13 protein-coding genes and 1 pseudogene are annotated in these 17,031 nt (G+C 63.8%); 8 read left to right on the top strand and 6 right to left on the bottom strand.

Going from position 1 to position 17,031, the window contains the following annotated elements:
• Positions 1-2: 2 nt before the first annotated feature.
• The 5 genes from gspG to gspD form a co-directional block, all read right to left on the bottom strand.
• Positions 3-473 (bottom strand): type II secretion system major pseudopilin GspG, encoded by a 471-nt coding sequence (gspG, locus tag NCS00_RS00070; protein WP_008352390.1) that lies wholly within the window; start codon positions 471-473, stop codon positions 3-5.
• Between the two features lie 152 nt (positions 474-625).
• Positions 626-1,039 carry a general secretion pathway protein GspC gene (locus tag NCS00_RS00065; RefSeq protein ID WP_175979674.1) on the bottom strand — a complete coding sequence of 138 codons (414 nt, stop codon included), beginning with the start codon at positions 1,037-1,039 and terminating at the stop codon, positions 626-628.
• Positions 1,039-2,256, bottom strand: a complete 1,218-nt coding sequence (gene gspF / locus NCS00_RS00060) for a type II secretion system inner membrane protein GspF (RefSeq protein ID WP_008352392.1) — start codon at positions 2,254-2,256, stop codon at positions 1,039-1,041. Before gspF ends, NCS00_RS00065 begins: the two co-directional genes overlap by 1 nt.
• A gap of 4 nt (positions 2,257-2,260) precedes the next feature.
• The gene (gspE, locus tag NCS00_RS00055; protein ID WP_008352395.1) at positions 2,261-3,748 is read right to left on the bottom strand and encodes a type II secretion system ATPase GspE; all 1,488 of its coding nucleotides are present in this window, start codon (positions 3,746-3,748) and stop codon (positions 2,261-2,263) included.
• A complete protein-coding gene (gspD, locus tag NCS00_RS00050; protein WP_008352397.1) occupies positions 3,745-6,132 on the bottom strand; it encodes a type II secretion system secretin GspD in 2,388 nt (795 codons plus the stop codon). Before gspD ends, gspE begins: the two co-directional genes overlap by 4 nt.
• 603 nt (positions 6,133-6,735) lie before the next feature.
• On the opposite strand from gspD, the gene NCS00_RS00045 reads away from it, so the two are divergent.
• Both NCS00_RS00045 and NCS00_RS00040 read left to right on the top strand, forming a co-directional pair.
• On the top strand, positions 6,736-7,179 hold the full coding sequence (locus NCS00_RS00045) for a lytic transglycosylase domain-containing protein (protein ID WP_033536472.1): 444 nt from the start codon (positions 6,736-6,738) through the stop codon (positions 7,177-7,179).
• 139 nt (positions 7,180-7,318) lie between these two features.
• Positions 7,319-8,575, top strand: a complete 1,257-nt coding sequence (locus NCS00_RS00040; protein WP_250438577.1) for a GTP-binding protein — start codon at positions 7,319-7,321, stop codon at positions 8,573-8,575.
• 80 nt (positions 8,576-8,655) lie between these two features.
• Here NCS00_RS00040 and NCS00_RS00035 read toward each other — a convergent pair whose 3' ends face one another.
• The gene (locus NCS00_RS00035) at positions 8,656-8,934 is read right to left on the bottom strand and encodes an HU family DNA-binding protein (protein ID WP_008352404.1); all 279 of its coding nucleotides are present in this window, start codon (positions 8,932-8,934) and stop codon (positions 8,656-8,658) included.
• Between the two features lie 298 nt (positions 8,935-9,232).
• Here NCS00_RS00035 and NCS00_RS00030 point away from each other — a divergent pair, with 298 nt between their 5' ends.
• The 6 genes and pseudogenes from NCS00_RS00030 to NCS00_RS00005 form a co-directional block, all read left to right on the top strand.
• Complete coding sequence (locus NCS00_RS00030; protein WP_250438574.1) at positions 9,233-10,267, top strand: VTT domain-containing protein; 1,035 nt, start codon at positions 9,233-9,235, stop codon at positions 10,265-10,267.
• 18 nt (positions 10,268-10,285) lie between these two features.
• Complete coding sequence (gene mnmC / locus NCS00_RS00025; protein ID WP_250438572.1) at positions 10,286-12,097, top strand: bifunctional tRNA (5-methylaminomethyl-2-thiouridine)(34)-methyltransferase MnmC2/FAD-dependent 5-carboxymethylaminomethyl-2-thiouridine(34) oxidoreductase MnmC1; 1,812 nt, start codon at positions 10,286-10,288, stop codon at positions 12,095-12,097.
• Between the two features lie 802 nt (positions 12,098-12,899).
• On the top strand, positions 12,900-14,102 hold the full coding sequence (locus NCS00_RS00020; protein ID WP_008352411.1) for a cation:proton antiporter: 1,203 nt from the start codon (positions 12,900-12,902) through the stop codon (positions 14,100-14,102).
• A gap of 40 nt (positions 14,103-14,142) precedes the next feature.
• Positions 14,143-15,255, top strand: a complete 1,113-nt coding sequence (locus NCS00_RS00015; protein ID WP_008352412.1) for a YbdK family carboxylate-amine ligase — start codon at positions 14,143-14,145, stop codon at positions 15,253-15,255.
• Between the two features lie 734 nt (positions 15,256-15,989).
• Positions 15,990-16,634, top strand: a complete 645-nt coding sequence (locus NCS00_RS00010; protein WP_008352413.1) for a MarR family winged helix-turn-helix transcriptional regulator — start codon at positions 15,990-15,992, stop codon at positions 16,632-16,634.
• A gap of 153 nt (positions 16,635-16,787) precedes the next feature.
• A pseudogene (locus tag NCS00_RS00005) lies at positions 16,788-16,895 on the top strand (glutamine amidotransferase); the annotation flags it as partial.
• Positions 16,896-17,031: the final 136 nt, after the last annotated feature.

Below are 17,031 nucleotides of genomic sequence, written 5' to 3'. Positions count from 1 at the left end.
ATTTACTGCCAGGAGCCGACGTCGGCATCGTTGCCTTCGCCGCCGGCCTTGTTGTCCGCGCCGTAGCTGAACACGTCGACTTCGCCGTGCACGCCCGGATTCAGATATTGATACTGGCCGCCCCACGGATCGGCCGGCAGGCGCTCGAGATAGCCGCCGTCTTTCCAGTTGTTCGGCACCGGCTCGGTCGTCGGCTTTTCGATCAGCGCGCGCAGGCCTTGCTCTTGCGTCGGATAACGGCCGTTATCGAGGCGATACAGCTTCATCGCCTGCATGATGGTGCCGATGTCCTGCTTCGCGGCGACGCGGCGCGCCTCGTCCGGGCGGCTCATGATCTTCGGCACGATCAGCGCGGCGAGAATGCCGAGAATCGCGATCACGACCATGATTTCGATCAGCGTGAAGCCGCGCTGGCGGCGTCCTTGCGCCTGAGCTTGTTGAATTCGCATGCGGCGTTGGGTCCACAATTGCATGACTGCTACCTCTTGAATTGAAAATATTGTTTCCGGGTCTTGCCCGGTGATTACAAAAATCGCGCGGCTTTCCGCCTTGCCGAAGCCGCCGGTCATTCTATCGATCCGCTTTCGTCGCGTGATTCGGCCGCAAGCGAGGCATCGCGTCGCGTTCAGCGCACCCAGATCGTCGGGCCGGGCGGATTCTGCGGCAGGAAAATCTCCGACTTGACGCCGTTGCGCTCGATGATGATCGAGCGCGCGCGCACTTCCGAAAGCTTCACGCCTTGCGTGAGCGGACCGCCCAGCGACACGGCTTTCGCCGCCTCGCCGCCGTAACTCACGATGGCCGCCGCGCCGCCCTGCAGCGCGAGAATGCCGAACAGATGCACGTCCGAATTGGCCTGACGCTCCAGCCGTCCGCCGAAAATGGTCGCAGCCTGCTCGACCGACGGCTGGCGCGTCGCCGCCGCGGCGGGCAGCGGCGCGGTTTGCCGCGAAGTCAGCGTGACGACCCAATACGTCACCGTCACGCAAAAGAGCGCGAGCGCGGCGAGCGTCAGTAAGCGAGTTTGAAGGGCGTTCATCACTGCACCAGATTATTCAGTTCGATGATCGGCAGCATCACCGCGAGCACGATCACGAGCACGACGCCGCCCATCGCAAGGATAAGCAGCGGTTCGAGCAGGCTCGTGAGGAACATCGTGCGGCGTTCGAGTTCGCGCGCTTCGCCTTCGGAAGCGCGGTCGAGCATCGTGGTGACGTCGCCGGTCGCTTCGCCCGAGCGGATCAGGTGAACCAGCACCGGCGGAAACGTCTTCGTGTTGCCGAGCGCGCGCGACAGCGACGAGCCTTCGCGCACGCGCACGATGGCGTCGTCGACGTTCTCGCGCATCGCCGTGTTGCTGAGCGTTTCGCCCGCGGCCTGCAGCGCGCGCAGGATCGGCACGCCGGCGGCGGTGAGGATCGCGAGCGTGCTGGCGAAGCGCACGGTGTTGTAGCCGCGCACCAGCTTGCCGATGAGCGGCGCGCCCAGCAGCCAGCGGTCGAACGACATGCGCGGCCCGGGCCGCGCGAGAATCGTCTTCACGAGCCACGCGAAAATCACGACGCCGATCAGCACGGCCCACCAGTAACTTCGGACGAAGGCGGAGAGCGCCATCATCATGACGGTCAGGAAGGGCAGCGCCTGCTTCGTGCTCGCGAACACGTTCACGACCTGCGGCACGACGTAACTCAGCAGGAACGTGACGATGCCGAACGCAATGATCGTCACGATGCCCGGATACGTGAACGCCAGAATGATCTTCTGCTTCAGCGCATTACGCTGTTCGATGTAGTCCGCGAGACGCGACAGCACGAGGCCGAGCTTGCCGGTATGCTCGCCCGCCGCGACGAGCGCGCGGTAAATCTCCGGAAAGTCCTTCGGATGCTGCGCGAGCGCGTTGGCGAACGAATGGCCGCCGAGCACTTCGGCGCGGATCGCGGCCATCAGTTCGCGGATGTAATCGCGCTCGGATTGCTCGGTCAGCACCGCGAGCGTCTCGCCGAGCGGCAAGCCCGCGATCAGAAGACTCGCGAGCTGACGCGTGAGAATCGCCTGTTCGCGCTGCGACAGCCGCCGCCCGAGCGACAGGCGCTGCTGGCGCTCGCCGCGCGTGCGCGAGCCCGCCGCCTCGACGACGAGCGGTGTCAGCCCTTGCGTGCGCAACTGGCTGCGCGCGGCGCGGGCGCTGTCGGCGTCGAGCACGCCTTTTTGCGTCTTGCCCGCGTGATCGATCGCCTCGAAACGGAATGCCGGCATCTGCTTATTCTCCGCCCGTCACGCGCAACACTTCTTCCAGCGACGTCACGCCGGCCGCGAGCCAGCGATCGCCGTCCTCGCGCAGCGTGCGCATGCCTTGCTTGCGGCCCGCCTCGAGAATCTCGGCATCGGCCGCATTGCGATGGATGAGCGGGCGGATCGCGTCGTCGATCAGCAGCAGCTCATAGACACCGCGACGGCCGACATAACCCGACTGGCCGCATCGGTCGCAGCCGACCGGATGGTAATGCTTCGTGCCGTCTTCCTCGACGCGCTCTTCCTTGCACACCGGACAGAGCTGGCGCACGAGCCGCTGCGCCAGAACGCCGAGCAGCGACGACGCGAGCAGATACGGCTCCACGCCCATGTCGGTGAGACGCGTGACGGCGGAAGCGGCATCGTTCGTGTGCAAAGTGGCGAGCACGAGGTGGCCGGTGAGCGAAGCCTGCACCGCGATCTGCGCGGTCTCGAGATCGCGGATTTCACCGATCATGATGATGTCCGGATCCTGACGCAAAATCGACCGCAACGCGCGCGCGAACGTCATGCCGATGCGTTCGTTCACCTGCGTCTGGCCGATGCCCGACAGGTCGTATTCGATCGGATCTTCCACCGTCATGATGTTGGTGGTCGTCGTCTCGAGGCGCGACATCGACGCGTACAGCGTGGTCGTCTTGCCGGAGCCGGTCGGGCCGGTCACGAGCACGATGCCGTGCGGGCGGCCGATCAGCTTGTCGAACTGGACGAGCGTGTCGCGCGCCATGCCGAGCGTTTCGAGATTCAGGCGTTGCGCGTCCTTTTCCAGGAGACGCAGCACCGCGCGCTCGCCGTGGCCGGTCGGCAGCGTGGACACGCGCACATCGACCGGACGGCCGCCGACACGCAACGTGATGCGCCCGTCCTGCGGCAAACGTTTTTCGGCGATATCGAGCTGCGCCATGATCTTGATACGCGAGATCAGCGCGCCGTGCAGCGCCTTCTTCGGCCGCACGACGTCGCGCAGCGTGCCGTCGACGCGAAAGCGCACGACCGACGCGTTCTCGAACGGCTCGATGTGAATATCCGATGCCTGTTCGCGCGCCGCCTGCGTGAGCAGCGCGTTGATCATGCGGATGATCGGCGCGTCGTCTTCCGATTCCAGCAAGTCTTCGACTTCCGGAATGTCCTGCATCAGGCGCGACAGATCGACTTCGCCTTCCACTTCGCCGACGACCTGCGCGGCGCTGCCGTCGTTGCGCGCGTAGGCCGAGTTGATTGCCGCGGCGAGCTCGTCGGCGGGCTTGCGGATGATCGACAGCGCGCCGAAATTACGCGCGACTTCCGCGAGCGCCGCGTCGGTCGTGCGCTCGCTTATCCAGACTTCGATGCTGTCCGCGTGCTGATGCGCGAGCAGAATCTGCCCGCTGCGCGCGAAGCCGTAAGGCACGAGCCGGGCGGCCAGCGGCGACGCCGCGGTGCTCGCGCTCTCGACTGCATCGTTGACCGTGCTCACGGATGGACTCCCGTTGCGGCATTGCCCGGCATGGCGTTGGTCGCGCCATTGGCCGGAATCGCGTTCGTCGCGCCGTTCGACGGCGCCGGATACGTGCTTTGCGGCGGCAGCGTCGATTGCGGCGCGGTCTGCGTCGGTTGCGGCGCGGGGCCGGCATCCGGATTCTGTGGCAGCGTCGTGCTCGGGCCGGGACCGCGCGTCGTATCGCTCCAGTCCAGCAGATTTTGGGCCGGCGGTCCACCGCCTTCGGAAGGACCGAGCGGTTTCGGCGGCATGACCGGCACGTTCTGATCCTTGATGATGCGGTTATCCGTCGTCGAGCCGTATTGCTGCTGACGCAGATAGTCGTAACGCGTGTTGGCGATCTGCGTGGCCGTCGCCTGGTCGCGCACGATCACCGGACGCAGGAACACCATCAGGTTGGTCTTCGTGCGCGTCTTGCCTTCGCTGCGGAACAGGCTGCCGATGAACGGAATGTCGCCGAGCAGCGGAATCTTGCTGTTGTTGTTGTTGTACTGATCCTGCATCAAACCGCCGAGCACGACGATTTCGCCGTCGTCCGCGAGAATCGTCGACTGCACCGAGCGCGTGTTGATCGTCACGCCGCCCGGATCGTTCTTCGTCGTGGAATCGACGCTCGAATCTTCCTGATAGATCTGCATCTTGAGCACGCCGCCGTCGGTGATCTGCGGCTTGACGTGCAGGGTCACGCCGACGTCGCGGCGGTCGAACGTGTTGAACGCCGTGACCGACGTGGCGGCGTTGGCGGTCGGCGTCGCGTACGAACCCGTCACGACCGGCACGTTCTGGCCGACGACGATCTTCGCTTCCTCGTTGTCGAGCGTGATGAGGTTAGGCGTCGAGAGGATGTTCGCATCCGCCGATGTCGACAGCGCCTGCAAGAGTCCGCCGAGACCGAAGAGATTGCCGAAGCGGTGCAAAAGGCCGATGTTCAAGCCTTGCGCGAGCAGGCCGGACGTCGACGTGAGGGACGACGGATTCTGCGCGATCGCGTTGCCCTGCAAGGTCAGATCGACGATGTTCGTATTACCGGCGCCGAAGCTCGAGCTGCCGTAGAGCGCGTTGTTGCCGCTGTTGGAAAGCAGCGCGCCCTGCCACTGAATGCCGAGATTCGAACCGCTCGTCGCGGAAAGTTCGACAATCAGCGCTTCGATGTACACCTGCGCGCGGCGCGCGTCGAGCTGGTCGATCACGGTGCGCAGGTTCCGATAAACCGGATCCGCCGCGGTGATGATCAGCGAATTCGTCGCGGCATCGGCCTGGATCATGCCGCCGCCCTGGTCGTTGCCGGAATCGTTGTCCTTATTCGACGAGAAACTCGAGTCCTTGTTGCCGGTGCCGCCCGACATCGGATTGCTGCCGCTGCCCGAACTGCCGCTGAGTCCGCCCGGCAGCGGCGGCGTGCCGGACGTTCCGGTGGACATCGACGAATTGCCGAGACCGCCGCCGCTCTGACCGAACGTGTTCGAGCTGGTGTTCGACGTGTTGTCCGAGCTGTTGTTGCCCTTGCCGAGCATGCCTCGCAGCGTCTTGGCGAGACGCGTCGCGTCGGCGTTGCGCAGCGCCACGACGTGCATGTTGCCGGGCTGGGTCGTGGGCGCGTCGAGCTTCTGCGCCAGTTGCTTCGCCGCGGCGAGGCGCGAGCTGCTCGATGCGCGGAACATCAGCGAGTTGGTGCGGGCATCGGGCGTGACGGTGACTTTCAGCGTCGCGTCCGTGCTGCCGATCGCGCCGGGATCGAGCAGCTTGTTCATCTGCTCGGCGACGTCGATCGCATTCGCGTTCTTCAGCGTGACGATGTCGACGGAGCGGCCCGCCGCCGTATCGACGCCCGCGATGATGCCCGCGATGCGGCGCACGTTGTCCGCGTAATCGGTGACGACGAGCGTGTTGTTCGCCGGATACGCCGCGATCGTGTTGTTCGGCGAGATCAGCGGACGCAGCACCGGCAGAAGGTTGTTCGCCGATTCGTTGTGCAACTGAAAGACCTGCGTGATCACCTGATCGCCGCGCGCCGCCGGCGCATTGCCGACATACGTGGGCACGCCCTGCAGCTTGGCGTCGGCTTCGGGCACGACCTTCAGGACGCCGTGATCCTGCACGAGCGCGAAGCCCTGCATGCGCAGCGACGACTGGAGCGTCTTCAGCGCTTGGTCCTCGGGAACCGAATTCTCCGAAACCAGATTGAGTTGCCCCTTGACGCGGGGATCGACGATGATCGTTTTGCCGGTAGCGGCGCCGATCGCTTTCGCGACCTGGTCGATATCCGCGTTGACGAAATTCAACGTCACCTGCGCGTGCGCGGCTTGGGCGACGATAAGTCCCGCCGCCAGCATTGCCGTCGCCAGACGACGCAGTGCCATAGGTTGTCTTCTCATGGGTTTGATGTCAGAGCCGGGTCTTCGGAGCCGGCTGAGGCAGCCCCGCTCGTCAGCCGAGAGCGCCGCCAACCGCGGTGTGGAACGGGCGGGCCCGACCCCTCGCGGTTATTTTAAAAAATATGACGATAGCAGCTTTGTGTAACGGAATTGTGCCAATTCGTTCCGGATCACGTTGCCCTAGGCTGCCACGTGCGATACAAAATCCAGCGCTCTCAAGCTTTCGAATAACTTGCCGATAGACCGTATCTGAACGATTCCGAGACTCGGCCGATGTACGCGGGAGCCGAATTGTACAACGTCCAGAAGTCTTATTATTCAGACATTTAGAACAAGTCCGATCAATAGGCCGGTGCGCCTCGCGCGCATGCGGGTTTCGGAGCGCGAAACGGGCGTATGTCTGATAGCCAACTTTTGGGCGGATTCGTCAGCCGGTATGATACGGTCGGTTCCGCATTCCGGGCGGTTACAGAAAGGGTGGGTTTTCCCCATGCACGCCCGGCCGCGGACGTTGATTTGTTGGCGTTGGCGCCAAGGCGCCGCAACGGCGGCATGACGTTCCGCGTGTGCGGATGGAGCAGAAGGAAAATGAAGAGAATATTGCGATCACTGGCGATATGCGGGCCGCTCATGGCGGCCGCGGCCGCGCACGCAGACTGCTTCGACGAAGCGGCGAAGTATCAGAAGGTCAATCCGCTCATCCTGCGCGCGATCGCGTGGCAGGAATCGCACAACAAGCCCGACGCCATCAACAAGAACGCCAATGGTTCGACCGATTACGGGCTGATGCAGATCAACTCGATCCATCTCAACACGCTCGCCCAGTACGGCATCTCGAGCGGCACGCTGATGGAGCCGTGCAAGAGCGTCTATGTGGCCGCGTGGCATCTGCGTCAGAAGATGAACAAGTATGGCAATTCGTGGCAGGCGGTCGGTGCTTACCATTCCGAAACACCTGCGCTGCGCGACAAGTACTCGGCGCAGATCATCGAGATCCTGCGTCGCTGGAAGCTGCTTCAGGCTACGCGCTGACCTTCGCCCGCGCTTTTCCGCATGTGCGCCGCGCACGGCGTGCATTTGATGCAAAATCCCCTATTCGATCGCCCGCGCCGCCCGACCGGCAGCGCGGGTTCGCGCTCGTGCGCTCCGTTCCCTGTCACGCTCCATTGCGATGAATCAGATGCCATTGCCCATTACCGTGCTATCGGGACTCACCGGCGCGGGTAAGACCACGCTCGTCGATGCCTTGCTCGCGAACGCCGCAGGCGTGCGCATCGGCGCCGTGACGTGCAGCAAAGCCGCTTCCGGCGCCGATCGCGAAACCACCGAACTGCCCAACGGCTGCCTGCTTCTGACACTCGGCAGCCGGTCGATGCAAGCGCTCGAAAGCGCGATCAGCTGGATCGCGGAGCAGCAGCGCTTCGATGCGATCGTCGTCGAAACGTCGGGCATCGCCGAGCCGATGACCATCGCCGAGCATCTCGCGTTCGGCGACGACGACGACGCGACGCTCGCGGGCCACGCGCATCTCGACACATTCGTCACCGTGATCGATGCCGCGAGTTTCCTGCGCGATTACGCGTCCGCGGATTCGCTCACCGAGCGCGGTCTGTCGCCGGAAGGCCATGACGACGAAGACGATCGGACGGTCGTCGAGACGCTCATCGAACAGATCGAATTCTGCGATGTCATCGTCATCAACAAGATCGATCTCGCCAGCGCGGATGAAATCGAAAAGGTCGCGCGCATCCTGCATGGTCTCAATCCGCGCGCGCTCCAGGTCCGGGCACAATCGGGCGACGTTCCCATCGGCGACGTGCTGAACACCGGCCGTTTCGATTTCGATGCGACCGCGAGCGCGCCCGGCTGGCTCGCGATCCTGAACGGCGAACATCCGTCGGCCGACGAACCCGATGCGTTCGGCGTGGGCCATTTCGTGTATCGCGCGCGCCGGCCGTTTCATCCCGAGCGTCTGTGGAATCTGTTGCATCAGGAATGGCCCGACGTGCTGCGCGCGAAGGGCTTCTTCTGGCTCGCGACGCGAAGCGATGTAGGCGGCTCGCTGTCGCAAGCGGGCGGAACGGTCCGGCATGGACCGGCGGGACTATGGTGGGCCGCGCAGGATCGCAGCGAATGGCCGACTGACGATCCCGAGCTCGAAGCCGAAATCGTCGCGGAATGGTATGGCGATCCGGATGACAACAGCATCGGCGATCGCCGGCAGGAGCTGGTGCTGATCGGATTGAATCTCGATCCTGCCGTCTGGCAAGACCGCTTCGACGCATGTCTGCTCACCGACGACGAATGGGCGCGCGGTCCCGACGCCTGGCGAAGCTTCGCCGATCCGTTCCCCGCGTGGGAAGTCGAGGACCACGATCATGAGCACGACCACGGTCCCGACTGCGATTGCGACGATCATCGGCATTGATGCCGGACGAAAAAAAACCCGCCGAAGGGCGGGTCATGTACATCTGGCTACTTCGAGTAGCCGCACAATCGGCAAGATGCTTACCGCTTGTTCACTGCGTCCTTGAATGCCTTGCCAGCCGTAAACTTGACCGTCTTCGCGGCCGGAATCTTGATGGACTCGCCGGTCTTCGGATTGCGGCCGGTGCGCGCTGCGCGCTTTCCCGAGCCGAAGCTGCCGAAGCCGATCAACTGCACTGCGTCACCTTTCGAGACAGCCTTCTTGATCACTTCGAGCAACGTGTCCAGCGTTTCGCCGGTTTGAGCCTTGCTGGCGCCGGTCTGCGCGGCTACGGCGTCGATCAGTTCCTGTTTGTTCATTAAGGTTCCTTTATCAGTTTAGGTTGACACGAACAGCGCGAACGCGCCGATTATACGTGCGCAAACCGTGCAGTCGAGTAGGGACGGCCTTCTGGCGTGCCTCCCCGACGATTCGGCGTTCTTGCGCGGCATCTCACCGGCATTGCTTCACTTCGTCGCCTTCGCGCCGCCTCTATACGCGGCGCTTGGTATGATAGCGCAGCGCAAACCCAATCAGGATAAGGGTTTCAAAGATTTACCCTTATATTTTTGAGGCTCCCGGCCGCTTTTTTGGGCGTAGAACACCAGGGCGCGAACCATGCTACGCGAGCTGATCATCGAATACGGCCTGCCGTTGGTTTTTGCCAACGTTCTGCTCGAGTGCCTCGGCTTGCCGCTCCCAGCCTTGCCCACATTGGTTTTGACGGGAGCGATCGCGGTCTCCGCGAGCTTCGCTTCGGCGTCGGGTTCGGGGCTTGCAACGAGCTTTCCATCGGCGGTGTGGGAGGCGCTCGCGGCCATCGTGGCCACGGCCAGCATCGCGGCGCTCATCGGCGATGCGCTCTGGTTTTGGCTCGGGCGCCGCTACGGCAGCCGCGTGCTCGCCTTCATGTGCAAGCTTTCGATCTCGCGCGATACCTGCGTGAACCGCAGCCTCGACTTCTTCGGCCGCTTCGGCGTACGCATTCTCGCGGTCTCGAAGTTCATTCCCGGCTTGTCGACGTTGGCTATTCCCGTCGCGGGCGCGACCGGTATCGGCATCGGCAGCTTCCTTCTCTATGACGCGCTCGGCGCGCTCTTGTGGTCCGGCATCGGCGTCGCGTTCGGCGCGATGTTCGCCGATCTCGTCGATAGCGTGCTCGCCTGGCTCGACCTGTTCGGAGGCGGCGTGATCGCGATCGCGGTCATCGCGCTCGCGCTTTATCTCGCCGTGCGCTGGTGGCAGCGCGTGTCGCTGTTGCGCAGGCTGCGCATGGCGCGCATCGATATAGCAATGCTCCGCACGCTGCTAGAAAGCGAGCCGCCGCCGCTCGTCATCGACGTGCGCCGACGCGAACGTCGCGCGATGGATCCGTTCGCGATTCCCGGCGCGCTGCTCTTGCACGACGACGCCGCATCGCAACTCGCCGGCATATCGCGCGATCGCAAGCTCGTGACCTACTGCGATTGCCCGAGCGAAGTATCGGCCGCGCTCGCCGCCAAAGAGCTGACGGCGCACGGCTTCACCGATGTCGCGCCGCTGCTCGGCGGCCTCGAAGCATGGCGCGCGGCGGGCTACGCGCTCGAACCGCTGATGATCGAAGACGCCGCGAACGGCATGGCGCCGGCCATCGCCAAGTCATCTTCGGCTTGATGTTTCCCAATCTTTCGCATGACCGAATCCCTGCTTTTCGCGCCGCACGATCTGCCCGTGCGCTGGCGGCATGAACGCATCTTCACTTTCGTCGATACGACGTTCAGCGCCTTCCTTCCGCTCTGGCAACGCTGGCGCGACGACGAAGCGCGTTGCGAGCGGCTGCATGTCGTCGCTATCGCGCAGCCGAATGCGCTGAACGAACCGCCTTCGGCCGACGATCCATCGCCGCTCGCCGCCGAACTCGCGCGCGCCTGGCCGGTGCGCGTGCCGGGCGTGCATCGCCTCGAGTTCGATGATGGGCGCGTCGTGCTGACGCTCGCCATCGGCGATGACGTCCACGAGATGCTCGCGAAACTCTGGCTGCGCGCCGACGCGTTTCATCTCGATGCGCCGGACGATCCTCGCAAGCTGTGCAAGACGCTCGCGCGCTTTGCCGGCGACGGCGCGACGGTTTGCGCGAACGCCTCTCCGGCGCATCGTCCGACGTTGCGGCGCGCGCTGGCATCGTCGGGTTTCGACTGCTCGCCCGACGCAACGGATGCGCCGCTCGTTGCGTGTTTCGCACCGCGCTGGCGTGTGCGTCGTCATGAACCGCCGCTGCGTTGCGACGCGAGCTCGCGCGAAGCCATCGTCATCGGCGCGGGGCTCGCGGGCTGCGCGGTGAGTTCGCGGCTCGCCGCGCGCGGCTGGCACATCACGCTGATCGATCGTCATGCGGTCTCCGCGCGCGATGCATCGGGCAATCCGGCGGGCGTGTTTCATCCGATCGTCTGGCGCGACGACAGCGTCGCCGCACGCCTCACGCGCGCGGCATTTCTCTACGCGTTACGCCGATGGCGCGCGCTGGAAGACGCGAATCACGAGTTGCATCGCAGCGGCGCGGGTCTGCTTCAGATCGCCGATACGGCCGACGACGCCGATGCGCTCGCCGCCGCCATCGCGCGATTCGCGTATCCATCCGACTACGTGCAGGCTATGACGCGCGCGGATGCATCGCGCATCGCGGGCGTCGATGTCGCGCGCGGCGGCTGGTTCTTTCCACGCGGCGGTGCGATCTCGCCCGCGGCCGTGTGCGCGGCGCAAATCGATGACGCTTCGGCGCGGATCACGGCGCGCATGAATACCGAAGTGACGCGCATCGAACACGATGGCCGCATCTGGCGCGCGCTCGACGCGAGCGGCGGTGAGATCGCGAGCGCGCCGGTCATCGTGCTTGCGAACGCGCACGATGCGGCGCGGCTCGCTGGCCTGTACGGCGAACCGACGCGCAGCGTGCGCGGCCAACTCACCGTGCTCGATAGCTGCGCGCTCGATCCTCTGCGCATGCCGGTGATTGGCGAAGGCTACGCGGTGCCGCTCGGCGCGGGTGGCACGCTCGTCGGCGCGACGTATGACATCGACGATCCCGATCGCGCGATCCGCGAGGCCGGACATCGGGAGAACATCGGGCGCGTGGCGGGCATGTTGCCGGACCTCGCGCTGATGCCGGGCACAGTACGCGCGGGTCGCGTCGCGTTTCGCTGCGTGACGAGCGACCGCATGCCGATGATCGGCCAGCTCGCCGACGAACACGCCGCGCGCCGCGATGCGCGTGAACTGTCGGGCGCGTGGCCGCTCGATCTGCCGCGCATCCCGGGTCTCTATGGCGCGTTTGCGTTCGGCTCGCGCGGACTCGTCTGGGCGACGCTCGCGGCCGAGCTGATCGCTTCGCTCGTCGAAGGTGAACCCTGGCCCATCGAGCGCGAACTGGCCGAAGCCATCGATCCAGCCCGCTTTTTGCTGAAGGCGTTGAGGCACGGCGAGATATCCCCGGCAAGTTGTGGATAAGCCGTCGAATTGCGTGTGAAAGTCGTGTGAACGCGTTGTGCACGTAAACGGGACAACTGAGGCGTCCGGTTTACGCGGCCAAAAGTTGTTCCGCGTTCACCGCGCGGCGCCAACATGTTTACGGCCCGCTTCTGCTTTCTCCAAATGATTGAATGAAAAGACAAAACCCATGTTATCCACAGAAAAGGCGTTGCTTTGTTAACCACTACTACGTTTATATACAGTAAACCTGTAAACACCTGACGGCGAGTTCATCGGCCGGCCGTAAACGTGGAAGTCCGGTCGCCGGGCAAGCCGGTAGCCGGTCAGGTTTGCCATTCGCGTCGAGCCTGGCAGTCGCTTTTACTTCATAAGAATCATGAGCTTGGACTTTCTGCCGGGCGACGCGAGGTATGGCACAATCGCGCTTCTTCCTGCGTTGCGCCCTCTCCAAGATGGCGTCCGCTTCAATGGAACGATGGTTGCGAGCCAAGAATCTGATCAACGAAGCCGCAACCGTCGTTTGCTGCGTTCGGCCCGGCATCCGAGCGGGCGCCGCATGCGCCACTCATGTCACACGGATCGGAGATGTCCGGTGCGACATTGAGGGCATGCAAGGCGTCTCGTGGTCAGCCGGACGCGTCGTCTAATTCGTGCACGGTTCCGCCGTGACGCCGTGTTCGTTCGCATTTCGATTCGCCTGAATGAACCAACGCTCGCGTAGCCGGGCGGATGCGCCTCGTCCGCGAGCGCGCGCCGCCGATGCGAGTCACGCAACGGAACGTGCACGCTCTGCTGCAGCACCGAAGGAGAATCCCATACGATGAATTCGGCATTTTCATTTTTGCCCGCCTGGCCGCTCGAACCCGACGCGATTCTCTGGGCCGGCCTCGCGCTCGTCACGGCGGGCCTCGCCGGCGAGTTGCTGTGGCGCGCGTGGCGCTTGCCGCGCATCACGGGTTTCGCTGTGATCGGGCTGATTGCTGGCAACGCGGGCCTCGGCGTCATCGACGCGAGCGCGGGCGGACTGTCGCGGCCGCTGCTCGATGTCGCGCTCGGGCTCTTGCTCTTCGAACTGGGCGGACGGCTCGACTTGCGCTGGATTCGCCGCAATCCGTATCTGATTCTGTCGAGCATCGCCGAATCGACGCTCACGTTCGGCCTCGTGCTGATCGCGCTGACGCTCCTCAACGTGCCGACGATGCCTTCGGTCGTGATCGCATCCATCGCGATGGCCACGTCGCCCGCGATGGTCATCCAGTTGAAGACCGAATTGCGCGCGGAAGGCCAGGTCACGCAGCGCCTCCTGACGCTGACGGCGCTGAACAGCATGTACGCGGTGGTCGTCGAGAAGCTCGCGGCCGGCGTGCTGCATCAGGAAATCTACGGCAATGCGTTTGCGACGATCCTGCAGCCGCTTTATCTGCTGATCGGTTCGCTCGTGCTCGCGTTCCTGCTCGCGCGCGCGTGCAACATGCTCGTGCGGCGCCTGCCCGCGAACGACGAGCATTCGTTCGTCGCGCTCTTCGGGCTCGTGCTGCTGGCGATCGCGATCGCGCACATCTTCAAGCTGTCGACGATTCTCGCGCTGCTCGCCGCGGGCATCATCGTGAAGAACGCCGATGAACGCCCGCAACTGTGGCCGTCGCATTTCGGTTCCGCCGGATGGCTGCTCACCGTGATCCTGTTCGCGCTGACGCTGACATCGTTTCACTGGCGCGACATCGCGCTCGGCGGCGTTGCGGCGGTCGGGCTGATCGTTGCGCGTTTCGTCGGCAAGCTGGTCGGCGTGCTGATTTTCGCGAAACCGAGCGGCCTCAACTGGAAGCAGGGCGCGGCGCTCGGCGTCGCGCTCACGCCGATGTCCGCGCTCGCGTATCTGCTCGTCGACGACATGTACGTGCTCTATCCGGACTACGACCCGACGTTGCGCGCGATCGTCATGTGCTCGATCGTCGTGTTGCAGATCGTCTCGCCTTTCGTCGTGTACCGTAGCCTGTCGGCGGTGGGCGAGCGGCGCGAGTAAGCGCCCGTACTCTTCAAGCATTGTTCATTCAAGAGGCGCCATGGCACTCGAACCTTTCATCAACTCCGAACCGTTCACGTTCGGCGTCGAGCTGGAGATCCAGGTCGTCAACACGCATGACTACGATCTGACGCGCGCCGCGTCGGACCTCATGCGTCTCATCAAGGACGAAAAGATTCCGGGCAACATCACGCCCGAAATCACCGAAAGCATGATCGAGCTGTCGACCGGCATCTGCACGACGCACGAGCAGGCCGTGACCGATCTGCGCAAGATCCGCGACGTGCTCGTCGCCGCGGCGGACCAGCTGAACGTCGGGCTTGCGGGCGGCGGCACGCATGCGTTCCAGCAATGGAGCGATCGCCAGATCTATGACGCGCCGCGCTTTCAGTACATTTCCGAGCTGTACGGATACCTTGCCAAACAGTTCACGGTGTTCGGGCAGCACGTACATATCGGCTGTCCCGATCCGAACAGCGCGCTCTTCCTGCTGCATGCGATGTCGCGCTACATCCCGCATTTCATCGCGCTTTCGGCGTCGTCGCCTTACATTCAGGGCGTCGATACGGGCTTTCACTCGGCGCGTCTGAACTCGGTATTCGCTTTTCCGCTGTCGGGACGCGCGCCCTTCGTGCTGACCTGGGACGGCTTCGAGGAATATTTCTCGAAGATGGTCAACACGGGCGTCGTCAATAGCATGAAGGACTTCTATTGGGACATCCGGCCGAAGCCCGGCTTCGGCACGATCGAAGTGCGCGTGATGGACACGCCGTTGTCCGTCGACCGTGCCGCGGCGATCGCCTGCTACATCCAGACGCTCTCGCGCTATCTGCTGCTGGACAAGCCGCTGACGCCGCGGGAGGACGACTATCTGGTCTACACGTTCAACCGTTTCGAGGCGTGCCGCTTCGGGCTGGAAGGCACCTGCATCCATCCGCAGACGGGCGAGCGGCAGACCATCGGCGAGGACATTCTGGCAACGCTCGACGTGCTCGCGCCGCACGCCGAAGCGCTCGGCTCGCAGGCCGCGCTGGCGGAAGTCGCGGACATCGCGCGCGGCGTGAACGACGCGACGTGGCTGCGCGGCGTGGTCGACAAGGAGAAGTCGCTGCACGAGGCAGTCAGACAGCAATGTCTGCAATGGCGTCGATAACGCAGCGCTTACGCTTACGCTGATGCAATTCAGCGAATCATGACGAAAGGCCGCTTCGAACTATTCCGAAGCGGCCTTTGTTTTTGAGCCGAATGAAACATGTGCTTGACGAGCAACGGGAATAACGCGCTCACGGCAACGTTTGAAAAAGAACCGATTCGACGTCGCTAAGGTTTACTTCGAAGAATCCGTATACATCCGTAATAGTAGTTAACAAGCCCCGCGCGTCGCTGTGGAAAACGTCAAAAAGAGGTTCAGAGTCAACGTGCTAGCGCGATGATAACCATGTGGATCATGCGCTCGTCGCGATACGAAATTCTGGACAACCGAAGGGCGTGCGACGCGCCGGCAGTGTTATCAAGAATACGTCCACAAACAAAGAAGACGTTTTTCCACGGGTTATCCACAGTTCTGCGTGGATAATTAAGGTGTACGTTTGTTCTAGGTCGCTTAGAATGGCGACTTTGCTGGCGTAGCGTTATAGTCGGCAGGAAAACAGCGCCACGAGCAGGACCATAAGAAGGCGCAAAACGAAGAGGGTTGCAATGTCCCCAATCAGGCACCGCTAATTGGCTTGGCACGCCTGAATTTTGAGACGGCGGGGACCGAGAACGAAGTGCAGTTCGCAAGGGGTTCGGAGTACTCTTCTGCGGACGGCGTTTCGGACGAGGTGTTCGCGGCGGTCGGCGCGAACGTGCCGTCAAACACATAAGCGGAACAACAAGCGAAAGACTATGAGTGAAGGCGTTTACGGAGAGCAGGCGACGGGGCGGGTGACCCACGGCCTGCTGAGGCTGAGCACCGCGATGCGCAGCCAGGCATGGGAATGGGCGGAAGGCGCGGGGCTGACGCCGACCCAGGGTGAAATTCTCGTTCTGCTGATGCAGCGCAAGGGGCCGATGCGCCTCGGCGAGATCGCGCGTGAAACGGCGTTGACCGCCGCCACGACGAGCGATGCGGTGAGCACGCTCGAAGGCAAGGGTCTCGTCGAAAAGCGCCGCGCGCTCGACGATGGCCGCGCGCTCGCGGTTCGTCTGACCGCGCGTGGCCGCACGGCCGCGAAGAAGGCGCTGCAATGGCCGGACTTCCTCGCGAAGGCGGTCGGCACGCTGCGCGAGGACGAGCAGGTTGCGTTCTACCGCACGCTGCTCAAGACCATCCGTCAGCTCGAATCGCAACAGCAGATTCCGGCGCACCGCATGTGTCTGTCCTGCTCGCACTTCGAAGCGAGCAAGAATCCCAAGAAGACGCCGCATCACTGCTCGCTTCTTCAGATCGACATGGCGGACACCGATCTGCGTCTCGACTGTTCGGTATACGAAGAAGCCGACGTCGCCACGCAGAAGAAAAGCTGGAAGGTCTTCGCCCAGGTCGCCTGATCCGGGCGGACGGCGTACAAGCCATTCGGCGTCATCCGGCGCTGTGGGGCCGCGGCGAGTCGGTTAGACTGTGCCCGTCGCGCCTCACCGCGAGGCGCGGCTCGTCACAACTTCGTTCCGGGCCACACGCGCTCGACCTACGGAAAGCCGCCGATGAAACATGAAGTCCTGGCGATTCGCCACGTCTATTTCGAAGATCTGGGCAGCCTCGAACTCGTGCTCGGCGATCGCGGCCTGCCGGTGCGGTATCTGGACGTCGGGCGCGGGGGGGGGGGGGGGGCCCCCCCCCCCCCCCCCCCCCCCGGTTCCGGTCGACGCCCCGCCGTCCCCGGGTTGTTTTAAGACACCAATAAACAACAACAGCCGCCGCGCTAGGTAGTCGCTAAACCCACCGCCG

The organism is Caballeronia sp. AZ1_KS37, from assembly GCF_023631165.1.
Classification (GTDB): domain Bacteria; phylum Pseudomonadota; class Gammaproteobacteria; order Burkholderiales; family Burkholderiaceae; genus Caballeronia; species Caballeronia zhejiangensis.
Note: the sequence above shows the minus strand (reverse complement) of the source record. Positions and strands in the feature narration are given on the sequence as shown.